Here is a 14,361-nt window from a genome sequence, read left to right on the forward strand (position 1 = left end):
CACGGTCGGATCGGGCACGGTCGGATCGGGCACGGTCGGATCGGGCACGGTCGGATCGGGCACGGCACGACTCCCTGGCGGGTTGTCCACGACAGGTTCAACGCCTGTTGCCGCGCTTCGATCCAGGACGGCCGCCAGCACTTGCAGAAGACGTGTCGGAGCTCGGACGGACCCCGTCAGGGCTCGGGAAAGCGGACCCCGTCAGGGCTCGGGAAAGAAGGACGGCGGGATGTTGTAGATCGGCAGATTGGTGTTGCGCGGCAGCCAGGCCTCGAAGACCGGCCCGTCGCGCTCGCCGTAGGAGACCGGCCGGATTGCGGAGACGCGGCGGAAACCCGCCTGGGGCTGGTGGTACCGGCGGACCTGCGTGACGACCGGCCGGCGCGCCGGCCCGTATCCCGTCGGCGCCCGATCGTCGCCGGCGCGAGATCGGCCGATGCCGGCTGGCCCCTCGCGGCCGCTCTCCGGAAACCCGTCCGCCGCCGCGGGGACGGCGAGCGCCAGGCTCGCGGCGAGCACCGCGGTCATCAGGCCGGCGGTCAGGGCGGGGCGCAGCATGCGGGCGGGTCTCCGAGGCGGAGGCAGCCTAGAGCCTCGAATCCCACCAGGGGCTTAACCGCGGCTCGCGAGGCCGACGCCCGCCACAGCCACCACCATGCCGAGGAGCTGGATCGGGGCCAGGGTCTCGCCGAACAGCCCGAAGGCCATGGCGGCCGAGACCGGCGGCACGAGGTAGAACAGGGCGGCCACGCCCGCCACCGCCCCGCGCCGGATCAGCCCGAGCAGGATCAGGATGCCGCCGACCGACAAGCCGAACACCGCCCAGGCGAGGCCGAGAAGCAGGGGCACCGAGAGATCGAACTCGCCCCGCTCCGTCAGGAGGGCGAGCGGCAGGGTGAGCAGCCCGGCGCCGACGAACTGCACGGCGGCGTTGGTGCGCAGGTCGACGGCGGCGGCCGTGCGCTTCTGCCAGAGGGTGCCGAGCGTGATGGCGATGGTGCCGCAGAAGCACACGGCCAGGGCTTCCGGCGGGATGCCGCCGGCGGCCCCGATCCTGGGCGCCATCACCAGGCCGGCGCCGACGAAGCCGACCGCGATGCCGAGCCAGCGCCGGGCCGAGACCCGCTCGCCGAGGAGCGGCCCGGCCACCGCGGCGGTGAGCAGCGGCTGCAGGCTCGCCACCAGGGCGGCGATGCCGGCCGGCAGCCCGCGATGCACCGCCCAGAACACCGCGTCGAGGTAGAGCCCGTGGATCAGGATCCCGGCCACCATCGCGTCGCGCCAGCCCTGCCAGCCGCGCGGCCATCTCGCGCCGACCGCGAAGGCGAGGCCCGTCAGCACGATCGCCGTGAGGCCGAATCGCACGGAGAGGAAGGTCAGCGGCTCGGCATGCGGCGCGATCAGCCGCGCCACGATGAAGCCCGTGGCCCAGATCAGCACGAACAGGCCGGGCGCCAGGCGGGTGGGCCAGGAGGCGTCGGAGAGAGGGAGGAGGCGGCTCATGATGCCCGCGCAACCAGCACGCGCGCAGCCGTTCCGCAACCGACACCTTGGCCGCATCACCCCGCAGCGCGTGCAGGACCGACGGGGACTGATGCCGGCCCGGCGGCCTCCGCTCGCCGTGCCCCGGAGGACGCGGCGAGCGGATTTCTGGCCGCCCGGCTTTCCAGGACGGGGGCGCGCGCTCTACCTGAGGCGACGAGTCCGGTGGCGGACGCGCCTGCCGAAGGGGAAGCCTGCCGGACGAGCGGTCGACCGGTGGGGTGATCCATCGGGGTCCACGATCGGAAGGCCCAAGATCGGTAGGCTTATCAAGACCGGTAGGCTTATGACGTCGACCAGCCCGAGAGCCCGCGCGCCGTGATCCGTCCCCGCACCGCCCTGGAGATCGCCGCCATCGCGGCGCAGCGCTTCGTCGCCCATGACGGCTGGGCGATCGCCAGCCACATCGCGCTCTCGCTCCTGACCTCGCTGTTCCCGTTCCTGATCCTGCTGACCGCGCTCGCCGGCGTGTTCGGCACCAAGTCGCTCGCCGACGAGGCCGGCAACCTCCTGTTCGAGATCTGGCCGAGCGAGGTGGCGGGGCCGATCGCCGGGGAGGTCCACCGGGTGCTGACCGAGCAGCGCGGCGGTCTCCTCACCCTCGGCGCGGTGCTGGCGCTCTACTTCTCGTCGAGCGGGGTCGAGAGCCTGCGGGTCGGGCTCAACCGGGCCTACGGGCTTCGCGAGATGCGGCCCTGGTGGCTCACGCGCCTGGAATCGATCGGCTACGTGATCTGCGCTGCCTTCGCGATGCTGGCCTTCACCTTCCTGGTGGTGCTCGGTCCCCTGGTCTGGCGCGGGCTGGTGCTGGTGGCGCCGGGACTCGAGCCGCTCGGCCTCACGATCGCGGTCGGCCGGGTGACGGTGACGGTGCTGCTGGTGGCGGCCGTGCTGGTGATCGCCCACAAGTTCATCGCCGCCGGGCGCCGGCCGGTCCACATGGTGCTGCCCGGCATCGCCGTGACCCTGGGCCTGTGGGTGCTGGCCGGCCTCGGCTTCGGGCTGTACCTCGACCGGTTCTCCAGCGCCTACGTGTCGACCTACGGGGGGCTGGCCACCGCGATGGTCTTCCTGGTCTTCGTCTACTGGCTCGCCGCGATGTTCCTGTTCGGCGGCGAGATCAACGGCACGGTGATCGCCGCCCGCCGCCGGCGCCTCCAGGCCCGGGCCCAGAGCCGCCGGGATACCGTGAAGCTGATGTAGGCGGGCGCCCGAGGGCCTCCCGGTCAGCTCCAGGCGTGGAACGGCGGATTGACCCCGTTGAGCGCATGGTTGCCGACGATGGCCACCTTCCAGCGCACCGGGTCGTGCAGCGTGTGGGTGCGGGCGTTGCGCCAGTGCCGGTCGAGGTTGTGCTCGGCCAGCGTCGAGCGGGTGCCGGACAGTTCGAACAGGGCGCTGGAGGCGGCAAGCGCGACCTCGGTGGTCAGCACCTTCGATTCGGCCACCGCGAGCTGGGCCGCCGCCACGCTCTCGGGCGTCGGCTCCGCGAGCGCCGCGTCGATGGCGAGGCCGGCCCGGTCGAGCAGCGCCTCGGCGGCGTGCTGGCGGATCGTCAGGTCGCCGATGGCGCGGATGGTGTAGGGATCATCCGAGGCCCGCTCCTGGCCGCTGTCGATCCAGGGCCGCGCCTTCTCGCGCACGAAGGCGATCGTGTCGTCGAGGGCGGCACGCCCGATTCCCGCATCGATCGCCGCCTGGATGATCTGGAAGATCGCCCCGTCGACCCGCGGCGCCGTATAGCCGCGCCAGGCCGGCACGAGACGGCTCTTCTCGACGCGCACGTCGTCGATGATCACGGTGCCGCTGGCGGTGCCGCGCTGGCCGAAGCTCGACCAGTCGTCGATCACGGTCAGCCCCGGCGCGTCGCGGTCGGCGATGGCGTACCAGGGGCGCCCCTCGTCATCGACCGCGACGATCGGCACGAGATGGGCCAGCAGCGCGCCGGTCGCGTAGAATTTTCGACCCCGGACGACGACGTGGTCACCGTGATCGGTGAAGCGCGTCTCGAACTCGGCGGCGCGCTTGCTGCCCTTCTCCGAGAAGGCGTTGCCGAAGCGGGTGCCGGAGAGCACCGCGGCGAAGAGATCCGCCTGCTGGTCCGGATCGGACACGGTGCGGATCGCCGCGACGATGCCGAGATGGTTCTGGGCGATCTGCGCGATGGACGGATCGGCCGCCGCCACGATGGCGATGACCTGCGCCAGCGTCCGGTACGACACCTCCGGCCCGCCATGGCTGCGCGGCACGTTGATCGACCACAGCCCGCTCTGCGAGAAGGCGTCGAGCTCCGCCAGCGGACGGGCGCCGGTCCGGTCGCGCTCCGAGGCGCCCTCCCGGAACCGGGCGGCGAGGGCGTGGGCGACCCGGATCGCCTCCGCGTCGTCGCGGATGACGTGGGCGGGGTCCGCCGGGCGCGCGGGGCCGGGAGCGCCCTGCGGCGCAGGCTCGGCGATGTGACTCGGATTGACGGCGATGTTCATGGGCTGGCTCCGCAATCGGTGGGCAGGATTGGCGGTTGGCGGGGATGTCCCCTCCCCGGCGCGCATGGGCAAGGGTCCGGCTCACGCGCAGGCGGGATCGCCGGTTCGTCGAGCTGACGAAGAGAGCAATGATGATCGCGATCGATGGCTTCGACTTGATCGCGTCACAGAATAGTTGCCGACGGATGCCGCTTCGTCAAACGAAGCGTTCCGCTTAGTTTCCCTGAATTCTGGAAATTCGTTCTCGCCGATCAGCGATGGTGCAAAAGCATTTTTCGGCGGCGCTACGGCAAGGCAGTGGGAGGCACGAAAGCCTGCTCGATGGCGTCAGGCCGGTTCTCTCACCCGCCATCCCATGATGAGGGCCTGTTTGGGTTGGCCGACAGATGTCGAACCCTCCACGTCATCCCGGAGCCGCGCAGCGGAACCCGGACTTTGACGAGACCCGGGATGACCCTGAGGGTGTCAGTGCTGCCAGACCCCTCGAACAGGAAAAGCCGCCGTCTTCCACGACGGCGACTTCCCCGATTTCCGATCTGTTACGCCGCCAGGGCGTAATCAGGCTCCGGCGCGGCCGCCATGAACTGGGCCCGGGCGAGGTCGGCGAAGCGGCCGCCCTCGGCCACCAGCTCGTCGAAGGTGCCGCTCTCGACGATCCGGCCCTCGTGGAAGACCAGGATGCGGTCGGCGTCGCGGATGGTCGACAGGCGGTGGGCGATCACGAAGGTGGTGCGTCCCTCCATCACCGCCTCCAGGGCGCCCTGGAGCTTGCGCTCGGTGGCGGCGTCCAGCGCGCTCGTCGCCTCGTCGAGGATGAGCACCGGCGGGTTCTTCAGGAGCGCCCGGGCGATCGAGAGCCGCTGGCGCTCGCCGCCCGACAGCGAGCGGCCGCGCTCGCCGATGACCGTGTCGAGCCCGTCGGGCTGGCGCGCCATGAATTCCGAGGCCTGGGCCCGCTCCAGGGCGTCGAGCATCTCGGCGTCGGTCGCGTCGGGACGGCCGACCTGGAGGTTCTCGCGGATCGAGCGGGCGAACAGCATCGGCTCCTGGAACACCACGCCGATGTTGTGGCGCAAGGACGAGAGGCCGACATCGCGCAGGTCCTCGCCGTCGATGCGGATCGTGCCGGAATCCGGGTCGAAGGCGCGGTGCAGGAGGCCGAGCGTCGTCGACTTGCCGGACCCCGTGGTGCCGACGAGGGCCACGGTCTCGCCGGCGCGGGCCGTGAACGACACCCCGTCGAGGGCCGGGCGGCGGCCGTCATAGGAGAAGCGCACCTCCTCGAACGACACGTCGCCGGACAGCCGCGCCACCGCCTTGGCGCCGGGCCGGTCGTGGACGGCCGGGACGGTATCGAGGATCTCGAAGAATTCCTGCATCTTCGGCGCCTGCAGGAAGACGCCGTTGACGAAGGCGACGACTTGGTCGAGCCGGGCGACCAGCATGGTGGCGAGGCTCATGAACGAGACCACGTCGCCGACGGTGGCGAGCCCGTGGCCGTGCAGCACGATGCCGGTGACGAAGATCGCCGTCATGGTCAGCGTCGCCGAGGCGCGGGTGGCGACGGAAGCGAGCGCCCACCAGGACAGGACCGGGATCTGGGCGGCGAGAAGGTCGCGGATGATGCCGTGCATCGCCTCCTTCTCGGCCTTGGCGCGGGTGAAGGACTGGATCACCGCGACGTTGCCGAGCGCGTCCGAGGCATGCGCCGCGAGGCCCGAATGGTACGCCTCGACCTTGCCCTGAAGGGATTCGGTCCGGCGCAGGACGAAGGTCGTGAGGGCGGTGAACACCACCATCAGGGCGACCAGGATCGAGCCGAGCTGCCAGTTGAGGAACAGCGTCATCGGCAGCAGCACGACGAGGGAGACGAGCGCGGCGCAATGGTCGCGGAAGAAGCCGAGCCAGGTCGCCGCCATGCCGCTGGTGCCCTCCAGCATCGCCTTCAGCACCCGGCCCGAATGGTTGGCGGAGTGGAAGGCGAGCGGCAGGTCGAGGACGTGCTCGAAGTAGTTCGCCATGGCCGACAACCGGCTGCGATGGGCGAGCCGGTCGGCGTGGAGCGCGATCAGGACCCCGGCGCCGATCGAGAACAGCCCGAAGCCGACCCAGGCGCCGACGAGGAGAAGGAGGCTCGACGTGCCGGCGCCGCCGGCCGGCAGGTGGGTGAGGCGGTCGATGATGCGGCCGAACAGCACCGGCTCGGCGAAGGCCGCCACCGCCAGGGCGACGTTGGCGGCGGCCAGAAGCGCCCCGAGGCGCAGATCGGGCCCGAGCTGGCCCATGACCCGGACGTAGAGCCTGATCAACCGCATGGACGGTAAATCCTGGTGAGATGCCCTTGTGATGCGGCCCTGGCCCTCGCCCGCCGCCTGCCCCGCGTGCGGCCTTGTTGTGGCGGCCGTTCGATCGCATGCCGCCTTCCTACGCGGACCTCGCTGAACGGCGCATGACGGCGCGGACGACAAGTTGCGCCTTTTTACCGTTCGTTGAGCCTGTTGGTCTTAACCTCCCTTGCAGGACACACGCGCCGTCCGGTGACGAGCCCCGCGACCGGGGACGCGCGACGGCGCATGAAGGGGCCGACCACAGATGGATATCGCAACCGGCGCCGGCCTCGTCGGCGGCATCGCGGTCGTGTTCACGCTCATCATGATCGACGGCGGCAATTTCGCCGCCTATTTCGACAAGCACGCGGTGATCGTGATCTTCGGCGGCGCCACCGCCGCCACGATGCTGCGCTTCCCGTTCTCGGTCATCGTCCACGGCGTGCCGATGGGCCTGCGCTACGCCTTCAACATGCGGGCGATCCGGCCGCGCGAGCTGATCGACGAGATCACGAAGGTCGCCGACGTGGTGAAGCGCCAGGGTCCGATGGCAATCGAGAACCTCGAGATCTCGGACCCGTTCCTGGCCCAGGGCATGCGCTACATCGCCGACGGCTACGACCGCGAGTTCATCCGCGACACGATGGAGCGGGACCGCGACAACTTCCTGATGCATCTCGACGAGGGCTCGAAGGTGTACCGCGCCTTCGGCGACTGCGCCCCGGCCTGGGGCATGATCGGCACCATCCTCGGCATGGTGACGATGTTCGCCAACATGTCGGACCCCTCGAAGCTCGGCCCCGCCATGGCGACCGCCCTGCTGGCCACTCTTTACGGCGCGCTCATCGCCAACATGGTCGCCCTGCCGATCGCCGACAAGCTGCACGTCAAGCTGGAGGAGGAGGACGTCTCCCGCTCCCTCATCATCGACGGGGTGCTGCTGATCCGCGATTCCAAGAGCGCCTCGCTGGTGCGCGAGATGCTGGTCGCCTACCTGCCGCACAATCACCGCGACGAGATGGCCGCCGAGGCGGCCTGACGCCCCCGACCTGAACCGATGCCATTTCGGGAGACTTGAGCGGTGGCCAAGAAGAAGCGTGGCGGGGCCCATGGCGGCCACGGCTGGTTCGTGACCTTCGCGGACCTGATGGCGCTGTTGATGAGCTTCTTCGTCATGATCGCCGCCTACTCGACGCAGGACCAGAAGAAGCTCCAGGCGGTGGCGGGCTCGATGCGCGACGCCTTCGGCACCAACCGGGAATCGCGCTTCAACGGCATCATCGCGAAGGACGGCCTGCCCTCGGCCACCAAGATGCGCGACGTCCGCGACATCCCGCCGGAGAAGGCCTCCGACCGGGCCGAGCCTCCCTCGGACGACGACGTGCTGGCCGACGGCATCCAGCGCAACGCCTACAAGGACGGCTACGGCCTCGCCATGGCGTCCCTGCGCCAGGCGCTGCAGGACCTGCCGGAGATCGCCGAGCTCTCGAAGAGCATCGTGATCGAGGTGACGGCCCGGGGCCTCGACATCTCCCTCGTCGACCAGGACAACCGCTCGATGTTCCCGGAGGGCTCGACCCGCCCGAACGACCGCACCCGGCAGGTTCTGGAGCGGATCGTGCCGACCCTGCGCCGCCTGCCCAACCGCATTGCGGTGACTGGCTACACCGCCGCCGACCGCCCGGGCCGCCGTCCCGCCGCCCCGCCCTGGGAGCTCTCGGCCGGCCGGGCGATCAGCGTGCGCGAGATCCTGGCCGGCAGCGGCCTGCCCGCCGACCGGTTCGCCTCCGTCTCCGGCAAGGCGGATACCGAGCCGCTGTTCCCGGACAACCCGTACCTGCCGGCCAACCGGCGGGTGACGGTGACGCTGCTCAACGAGGCACCGCCGACGCCGCGGGGGGCAGGATTTCCGTAGGGTCGATTGTCGTTCGGCAGCAATCTGGGTAGAGGACGCCGGCAGTCGGCGGAGACGTTCCCGGTACATGGCATGATTTCACCGAGGCGGTGATTTAATATCCGCGATGCGTTAACCTGATCGGAGGATGCTTCGAGCGGACCGAACTGCCTCGACTCGCCCGGGCCCCACAACAAGGCCTGCCCACTATCACAGGCTGTCTGTGAGTCCACCGCATGCATCTTCCGACTGCGCCCTCCTTCGGCTCTCCCGAAGCGACCGAGCCCGGGACGGGGCAGGCCCGGCGGGCCGTGCACGATTTCTGCTGGGCGGCGGCGATCATCCTGCCCTGCGCGCTGTTCTCCGCTCTGGCGACCCGGCTGCTGGGACCGCTGTCGCTGTTCTGGCCGGCGAATGCCGTCCTGCTCGGGATGCTGCTGCGGAACCCCGAACGTGCCACCGGAGCGGGATGGCTGGGAGCCTTCGTCGCCTACCTGGCGTCGGACATGGTCGCCGGCACCGGCTGGCTCGCGAATCTGTGGCTCAACGGCGCCAACATGGCCGGGGTGGTGGTGGGCTACCGGGTCGCTTGCCGCTGCCTGCCGGTCGGCGCACGCCGGCTCGACCAGCCGCGCACCATGCTGTCGCTGCTGATCGTCTGCATCGCCAGTGCGGGGACCGAGGCGGCCATCGGAGGCACGACGGGCCCGGTGCTGTTCGGGCGGCCCCTGCTGCCCAGCCTGCTCGACTGGTTCAACGGCCAGGTCGCCATCGACATCCTCCTGCTGCCGCTCTTCCTCACCGCGCCGCGGGAGGGGTCGGTGCGGCGCCTGCTGGCGGAGTTGCGGTCGTCGCGCCGGTGGACCCTGCCCGATCCCTTGCCGATCGTCGCCCTGGCCCTGTCCCTGGGCGCCGCCATCCTGCTCGGGGGACCGGGCGTGTTGGCCCTGCCGGTGCCGGCGCTGATCTGGTGTGCGCTGCGCTACGCGGTGTTTCCGACGATGGTACTGACGGCGCTCCTGAGCACCGCCCAGCTCTTCGCCATCGCCCTGGGGCTGATGCGGCTGCCGGACATCGACCTGCTCTACATCAACTCCATGCTGTCGGCGCGCCTCGGCATCGCCCTGGTGGCGCTCGGGCCCATGGCGGTGGCCATCGTCAATGCGGCGCGCAACGACCTGCTGCAGCGGCTGGACCACCTGGCCCGCTACGACCACCTGACCGGGGTGCTGCAGCGCGGGGCGTTCCTCGACGGCGCCGGCGCGATGCTGGCCGACCTCGCCGCGGCCGGGCGGCCGGCGGCAGTGCTGATGATCGACATCGACCATTTCAAGCAGATCAACGACCGGTTCGGCCATGCGCAGGGTGACCGGGTGCTGGTCGCGGTGGCCGCCGAGCTGCGGTCGGGCCTGCGCGACGACGCGATCTTGGGACGGATGGGCGGCGAGGAATTCGCTGTCCTGCTGCCCGGGAGCGGGGCGGCGGAGGCCCGGACGACTGCCGAGCATCTGCGGCTGCGGGTGGCGGCCCTGTCCTTTCCGGGCGAGGACCATGCCGGCGGAACGCACCGGCCAATCGCCGGGCCGAGCGCCAGCTTCGGCCTCTCGGCCTGCGACGCAGACCGGCCGCAGGCCCTGGACGCGCTGCTCGCGCAGGCCGACAGGGCGCTCTACGTCGCCAAGGCGGCCGGGCGTAACCGGGTGGAGAGCGCCGCGGTGCCCCGGGCTCAGGAAGACGGCGTCCGGGTGTCGCCGACAACGATCCCGAAGGCGATCCGGGCGGGCTGACGAGCTACTTAGCCACCAGCAGCGCCCAATACACCTTGTACTTCGAACCCGGCGCGTACGCCGTCGCGATGCCCATCCGGGTCGCCGTGGGATCGAGCATCACGGCATTGTGGGACGGGCTCTCGCGCCAGCCCGAGAATGCCTCGGCCAGGGTGTGGTAGCCGGCCGAGAGGTTCGCCGCCGGCTCCGGGTAGCCCATCCGCGCCGCCACCGTCTTGACGATGTCGGCCTGGCTCGGGCGGCCGGCGGCGGCCATCGCCGCGGTCTCGGTCTCGGCGAGGCGCTGCAGGCCGGGATCGAGGGCGAGCGGCGGCAATCCCTTGTTGCGGCGGTAGGTGGCGATCATGTCGCGGGCCGCGCCCGCGTCGATCTGTGCCCCCGTCGCGGCCATCGGCCAGTACAGGCTCGGTCCCGCCGCCCCGGTCGAAACCCGCGTCGCCTCGGTCGCCGAGCAGGCGGCGAGGGCGAGCGGCAGGACCAGCAAGGTCACCCCCTTGAGGGCGAGGCGCTTCAGCGCGGCGGGAGGGATGGTCACGGTACGGTCTCGGGGGTTCGGCGACGCTCGGCCTCGGGCTCGGGACGGGCCTCGCCCCGGGTCTCGGGCCGGAAGGCGGCAGGGTTCGTCATGCGGGCGATCTGCCCCATGGCGTCCTGCATCGCATCCAGCCCCTGAACCGTGACGACGCTCGATCCAGGTCCGAGATTGGGGATGAGGCCGCCTTCGGACAAGGTCTTGAACACCGCGAAGTTGAGGTCGCTCTGCACTTTCAGCTGCGAGCCGACGTCGGTGATCATCGCGATCAGCTCGAATTCGAGGAAGGGATCGCCGATCTTGCGGAACACCACCCGGGGCGGCGGCTCCTTCAGCACGTCCGGATGGGCCTTGGCGCAGCCGACGATCAGCTCGGCGGCGTGGACCGGGTCCTGGTTGCGCAGGACGCTCACGGTGATCGCGACCCGGCCGGTGCGGTCGCCGCGCACCCGGTTCTTCACCACGCCGGAGATCAGGTTCGAGTTCGGCACGATCACGGCCGAGCGGTCGAAGGTCTGGATCTCGGTCGAGCGCACGCTGATGCGGCGGACATAGCCCTCGTTGTCGCCGATCACCACGAGGTCGCCGACCCGGATCGGCCGCTCCCAGAGCAGCAGCAGGCCGGAGACGAAGTTGTTGACGATCGATTGCAGGCCGAAACCGATACCGACCGACAGGGCGCCGGCCACGATGGTGAGTTTTTCCAGGCTCAGGCCCAGGTAGGAGAAGGCCAGCGCCAGGGTGAGCAGGAAGCCGACATAGCCGCTCACCGTCGAGATCGAGTTGCGCAGGCCGGGATCGAGGTCGGTGGCCGGCAGGTAGGTGTTCTCGAGCCAGCGCTGCACCGCCTTGGTGATGACGAGGCCGAGCGTGAACAGCCCGATCGCGAGGGCGATCGTCGAGAGCGAGATCGTCACCCCGCCGACGGTGAAGCCGAAGAAGGCGGCCTGGGCCCAGGAGAAGATGTCGGTCGAATCGACGCCCCAGGAGGCGAGCAGCAGCACCGCGGCGGCGGTGAGCAGCACCACCCGGACGAAGCCGGAGATCAGCACCGCGATCTGGTTGAGCGAGCGCTTGCGCAAGCCCGTATTGGCCTGGAGCGCCGTGGCGATGCGGGAATCGTCCTGAAGGGCGGACGCGACCACCGCGTCGACGCTCGAGATCGCCAGGTAGAGGATCGCCGCGGCGATCGCGGTCCACATCAGCTGGTCGATCAGGAACGACGACAGGGCGATGTAGCCGACGAGCGCCGAGACGCCGATCGCCGCCACCACGATCCAGCCGAGGATGCGCAGGGGGCCGCCGATGCCGGCGCTCGAATCGGCCGCGATGTAGGGGCCGAGGCAGGCCTCGTCGGTCTCGGCCCGGGCCGCGAAGCGGCGCAGGCCCTCGGCGAGCACCACCGCGACCACCGCGGCGAAGACACCCTTGGTGACGATGGTGATCGGCAGGCTGAGCGAGATGCCCTCGTTCAACCCCTCGATGGTGCGGCCGACCGCGATCACCGACGCGATGGCCAGCACCAGGCGGTTCAGCCGCTCGGCGGTGGCGTCGGTCATCGCGACGAGGCGCCAGGCCGGACGGTCGGGCGAGAGGAGCGCGTCGGCCATCGCCTCGACCACCGCCACGAAGGCCAGCGAGGCGACGATCCGGTGGGCGGCCGGCATGAGGCGCCCCGGCAGGAGCTCGGTGACGTCGAGGGTGTAGCCGACGAGGAAGCTGCCGAGCACCGCCGGCACCGCCCCGACCAGGAAGACCCGCCAGGCCGCCATCACCCGGGCGTAGCGGGTCGGCTGCGCGGTCTTGGACGAGCGGTGGCCGACCCGCGGGGCGATGTGCCGTCGCCCGACATAGAGCGCCACCGACACGCCGATCGCGAGCGCGAGCAGGCACAGGTTGAGCACCGTACCCCGGCGCTGGACCTGGATCACCGAGTCGTCGAGGGAGGATTTCAGCGCCCGCAGGTCGCGGGCGTAGTCGCTCGTGGCCCGCATCCACAGGTTCGGGCTCACCAGGCCGTCGGTGCGCTCGAACAGGGCGCGGGTGAAGGCGGCCCGGCGCCGGTTGCTGATCTGGTCGGTGATCTGCTCGCTCTGCACCAGGAGCGAGCGGGCCAGCCGCAGGGTGTCGTCGATCTCGGCGACGCCGGCCTCGCGCTGGGCCCGCTCCTGCGCCACGTCGGCGCCCTCGGGCTCCTTCGGCTTCGGCCCGAGCTGGGTCAGCCGCTCCTTGGCCGCCTCGAGCCGGGGGCCGAGCTGGTCGACGACCTGGCGCAGCCGGTCGGCCACGGGCGGGATGCCCTCGCGCAGGAGGACGAGGTCCTCCTTGTTCAGCTCGCGGTGGGTCAGGGCCTGCTCGCGCTGGTCGAGGTCGGCCTTCTCGGCGTCGAGCTGGGCGCGGATCTGCTTGATCTGCTCGGAGATCGGGGTCTGCGGCGGGGGTTTGGCGGGTTCCGCCGGGGCGGCCGGCTGGCCGGCTGCGGGCTTCGCGTCGCCCTTGGCCGCGTCAACCTTGCCGGCCGGGGCCGGCGCCTGCGCGACCGTGGCCCGCTCCGGCTTCGCCACGTGTCCCTGCGCCGCCGCGAGCCCGGGGCTCAGCAGCGCCGCCGCCAGGGCGATCGTCCATCGGCGAAGCTGTCTCATGCGCAATCCTTCTCACCCGCGTGTCAGGCTCGTCTCCCGGCGCCCGGCCCGGTCATGGCGGGGCGGCCCGGCGCGGCGGCCGGTCATCCTCGCGATGGGGTCGGTTCGAGCGGCCTACCTAGGTCATCCGCCGCGAAAGGGGAAATGAGGCGGGGTGCGGGATCGCGGATCAATGGGGCGAAAATCGGTGCCGCGCCCCGGCTGCGTTCGCCGGAGGGCTCCGGCGGGATGCCTGTGGGCGGCGATTTCGTGTGAGGCGTGACGAGACGCCCCGAACCGAAACCTTCACAACCCTGTCATGCTGCTATTAGACTAAGCCCCGATGGACACGGCCATTTCGCTCTGCTGCGGGAGGATCCCGGTGATCGTCCACACTCAGCAGCCCAGACGGCGCCCGGATCGCATCCCGGCCGCGCCCCACGGCGTCCGCTCCCCGAGCGGCCGTGGCGGGCATCCGCCTTGTCCTCCGACTCTTCCCCCCACTCTCCCCGACCGGCTCGGAGGATAGGCGATGGTCCCCATCTCCTCTCCTGGCGAGCACCGCGAGGACCGGCACCGTGCCGGCTCCCCTCGCTGCGGTCGGCCCGTCGCCAGGGCAGGATGATGCTGGACCTTCAAACCCTCGTGCTCAACGCGGATTACCGGCCGCTCTCGTACAATCCGCTCTCACTGTGGTCGTGGAAGGATGCGTTCACGGCTCTCTTCCTCGACCGCGTCACCCTGGTGGCGAGCTACGACGTCGAGGCGCGCTCGCCCAGCCGCTCGTTGCGGGTGCCGAGCGTGGTGGCGCTCAAGAGCTACGTCGCCATGGCGCGCAGCCCCGCCTTCACGCGCTACAACATCTACCTGCGCGACACGTTCTCGTGCCAGTATTGCGGCCTGCGCCTGCCCTCGGGCGGCCTGACCTTCGATCACGTGGTGCCGCGCTCCCGCGGCGGCCAGTCGAGCTGGGAGAACGTGGTCGCGGCCTGCAGCCCGTGCAACCTGCGCAAGGCCAACCGCACTCCCGAGGAAGCCGAGATGCCCCTCCTCAACGAGCCGCGCCGGCCGAGCCGCCACGAACTGCACCGCCGCCAGCCGGAATTCGACCACCGCCAGTACCACCACACCTGGATCGACTACCTGTACTGGGACAGCGAGCTGGAAACCTGAGC

At 70.7% G+C, this 14,361-nt stretch carries 11 protein-coding genes; 5 read left to right on the top strand and 6 right to left on the bottom strand.

Features of this window, described 5'->3' with window-relative positions:
- Positions 1-201 precede the first annotated feature (201 nt).
- Both VQ03_RS09515 and VQ03_RS09520 read right to left on the bottom strand, forming a co-directional pair.
- A complete protein-coding gene (locus VQ03_RS09515; RefSeq protein ID WP_048450641.1) occupies positions 202-558 on the bottom strand; it encodes a hypothetical protein in 357 nt (118 codons plus the stop codon).
- 54 nt (positions 559-612) lie between these two features.
- Entirely contained in the window at positions 613-1,503 is an 891-nt protein-coding gene (locus VQ03_RS09520; protein ID WP_048450642.1) for a DMT family transporter, read from the bottom strand.
- 360 nt (positions 1,504-1,863) lie between these two features.
- On the opposite strand from VQ03_RS09520, the gene VQ03_RS09525 reads away from it, so the two are divergent.
- Entirely contained in the window at positions 1,864-2,745 is an 882-nt protein-coding gene (locus VQ03_RS09525) for a YihY/virulence factor BrkB family protein (RefSeq protein ID WP_048450682.1), read from the top strand.
- Between the two features lie 23 nt (positions 2,746-2,768).
- On the opposite strand, the gene VQ03_RS09530 is transcribed toward VQ03_RS09525, so the two are convergent.
- Both VQ03_RS09530 and VQ03_RS09535 read right to left on the bottom strand, forming a co-directional pair.
- On the bottom strand, positions 2,769-4,025 hold the full coding sequence (locus tag VQ03_RS09530) for an SfnB family sulfur acquisition oxidoreductase (RefSeq protein ID WP_048450643.1): 1,257 nt from the start codon (positions 4,023-4,025) through the stop codon (positions 2,769-2,771).
- A gap of 539 nt (positions 4,026-4,564) precedes the next feature.
- Entirely contained in the window at positions 4,565-6,340 is a 1,776-nt protein-coding gene (locus VQ03_RS09535) for a glucan ABC transporter ATP-binding protein/ permease (RefSeq protein ID WP_048450644.1), read from the bottom strand.
- Between the two features lie 277 nt (positions 6,341-6,617).
- Here VQ03_RS09535 and VQ03_RS09540 point away from each other — a divergent pair, with 277 nt between their 5' ends.
- The 3 genes from VQ03_RS09540 (at position 6,618) to VQ03_RS09550 (ending at position 10,033) form a co-directional block, all read left to right on the top strand.
- Complete coding sequence (locus VQ03_RS09540; protein WP_048450645.1) at positions 6,618-7,391, top strand: motility protein A; 774 nt, start codon at positions 6,618-6,620, stop codon at positions 7,389-7,391.
- Between the two features lie 42 nt (positions 7,392-7,433).
- Positions 7,434-8,267 (top strand): OmpA/MotB family protein, encoded by an 834-nt coding sequence (locus tag VQ03_RS09545; RefSeq protein WP_048450646.1) that lies wholly within the window; start codon positions 7,434-7,436, stop codon positions 8,265-8,267.
- Positions 8,268-8,482: 215 nt separating this feature from the next.
- The gene (locus tag VQ03_RS09550) at positions 8,483-10,033 is read left to right on the top strand and encodes a GGDEF domain-containing protein (RefSeq protein WP_053078479.1); all 1,551 of its coding nucleotides are present in this window, start codon (positions 8,483-8,485) and stop codon (positions 10,031-10,033) included.
- A gap of 4 nt (positions 10,034-10,037) precedes the next feature.
- On the opposite strand, the gene VQ03_RS09555 is transcribed toward VQ03_RS09550, so the two are convergent.
- Positions 10,038-10,562 carry a CAP domain-containing protein gene (locus VQ03_RS09555; protein ID WP_425350048.1) on the bottom strand — a complete coding sequence of 175 codons (525 nt, stop codon included), beginning with the start codon at positions 10,560-10,562 and terminating at the stop codon, positions 10,038-10,040.
- A 2-nt stretch (positions 10,563-10,564) separates the two neighbouring features.
- Positions 10,565-13,207: a DUF3772 domain-containing protein gene (locus VQ03_RS09560; RefSeq protein ID WP_048450648.1), complete on the bottom strand. Its 2,643-nt coding sequence runs from the start codon at positions 13,205-13,207 to the stop codon at positions 10,565-10,567.
- A gap of 603 nt (positions 13,208-13,810) precedes the next feature.
- Between VQ03_RS09560 and VQ03_RS09565 the strand changes: the two genes are divergently transcribed.
- Positions 13,811-14,359 (top strand): HNH endonuclease, encoded by a 549-nt coding sequence (locus tag VQ03_RS09565; protein ID WP_048450649.1) that lies wholly within the window; start codon positions 13,811-13,813, stop codon positions 14,357-14,359.
- The last annotated feature ends 2 nt before the right edge of the window (positions 14,360-14,361 follow it).

This window comes from Methylobacterium tarhaniae (assembly GCF_001043955.1).
GTDB lineage: Bacteria > Pseudomonadota > Alphaproteobacteria > Rhizobiales > Beijerinckiaceae > Methylobacterium > Methylobacterium tarhaniae.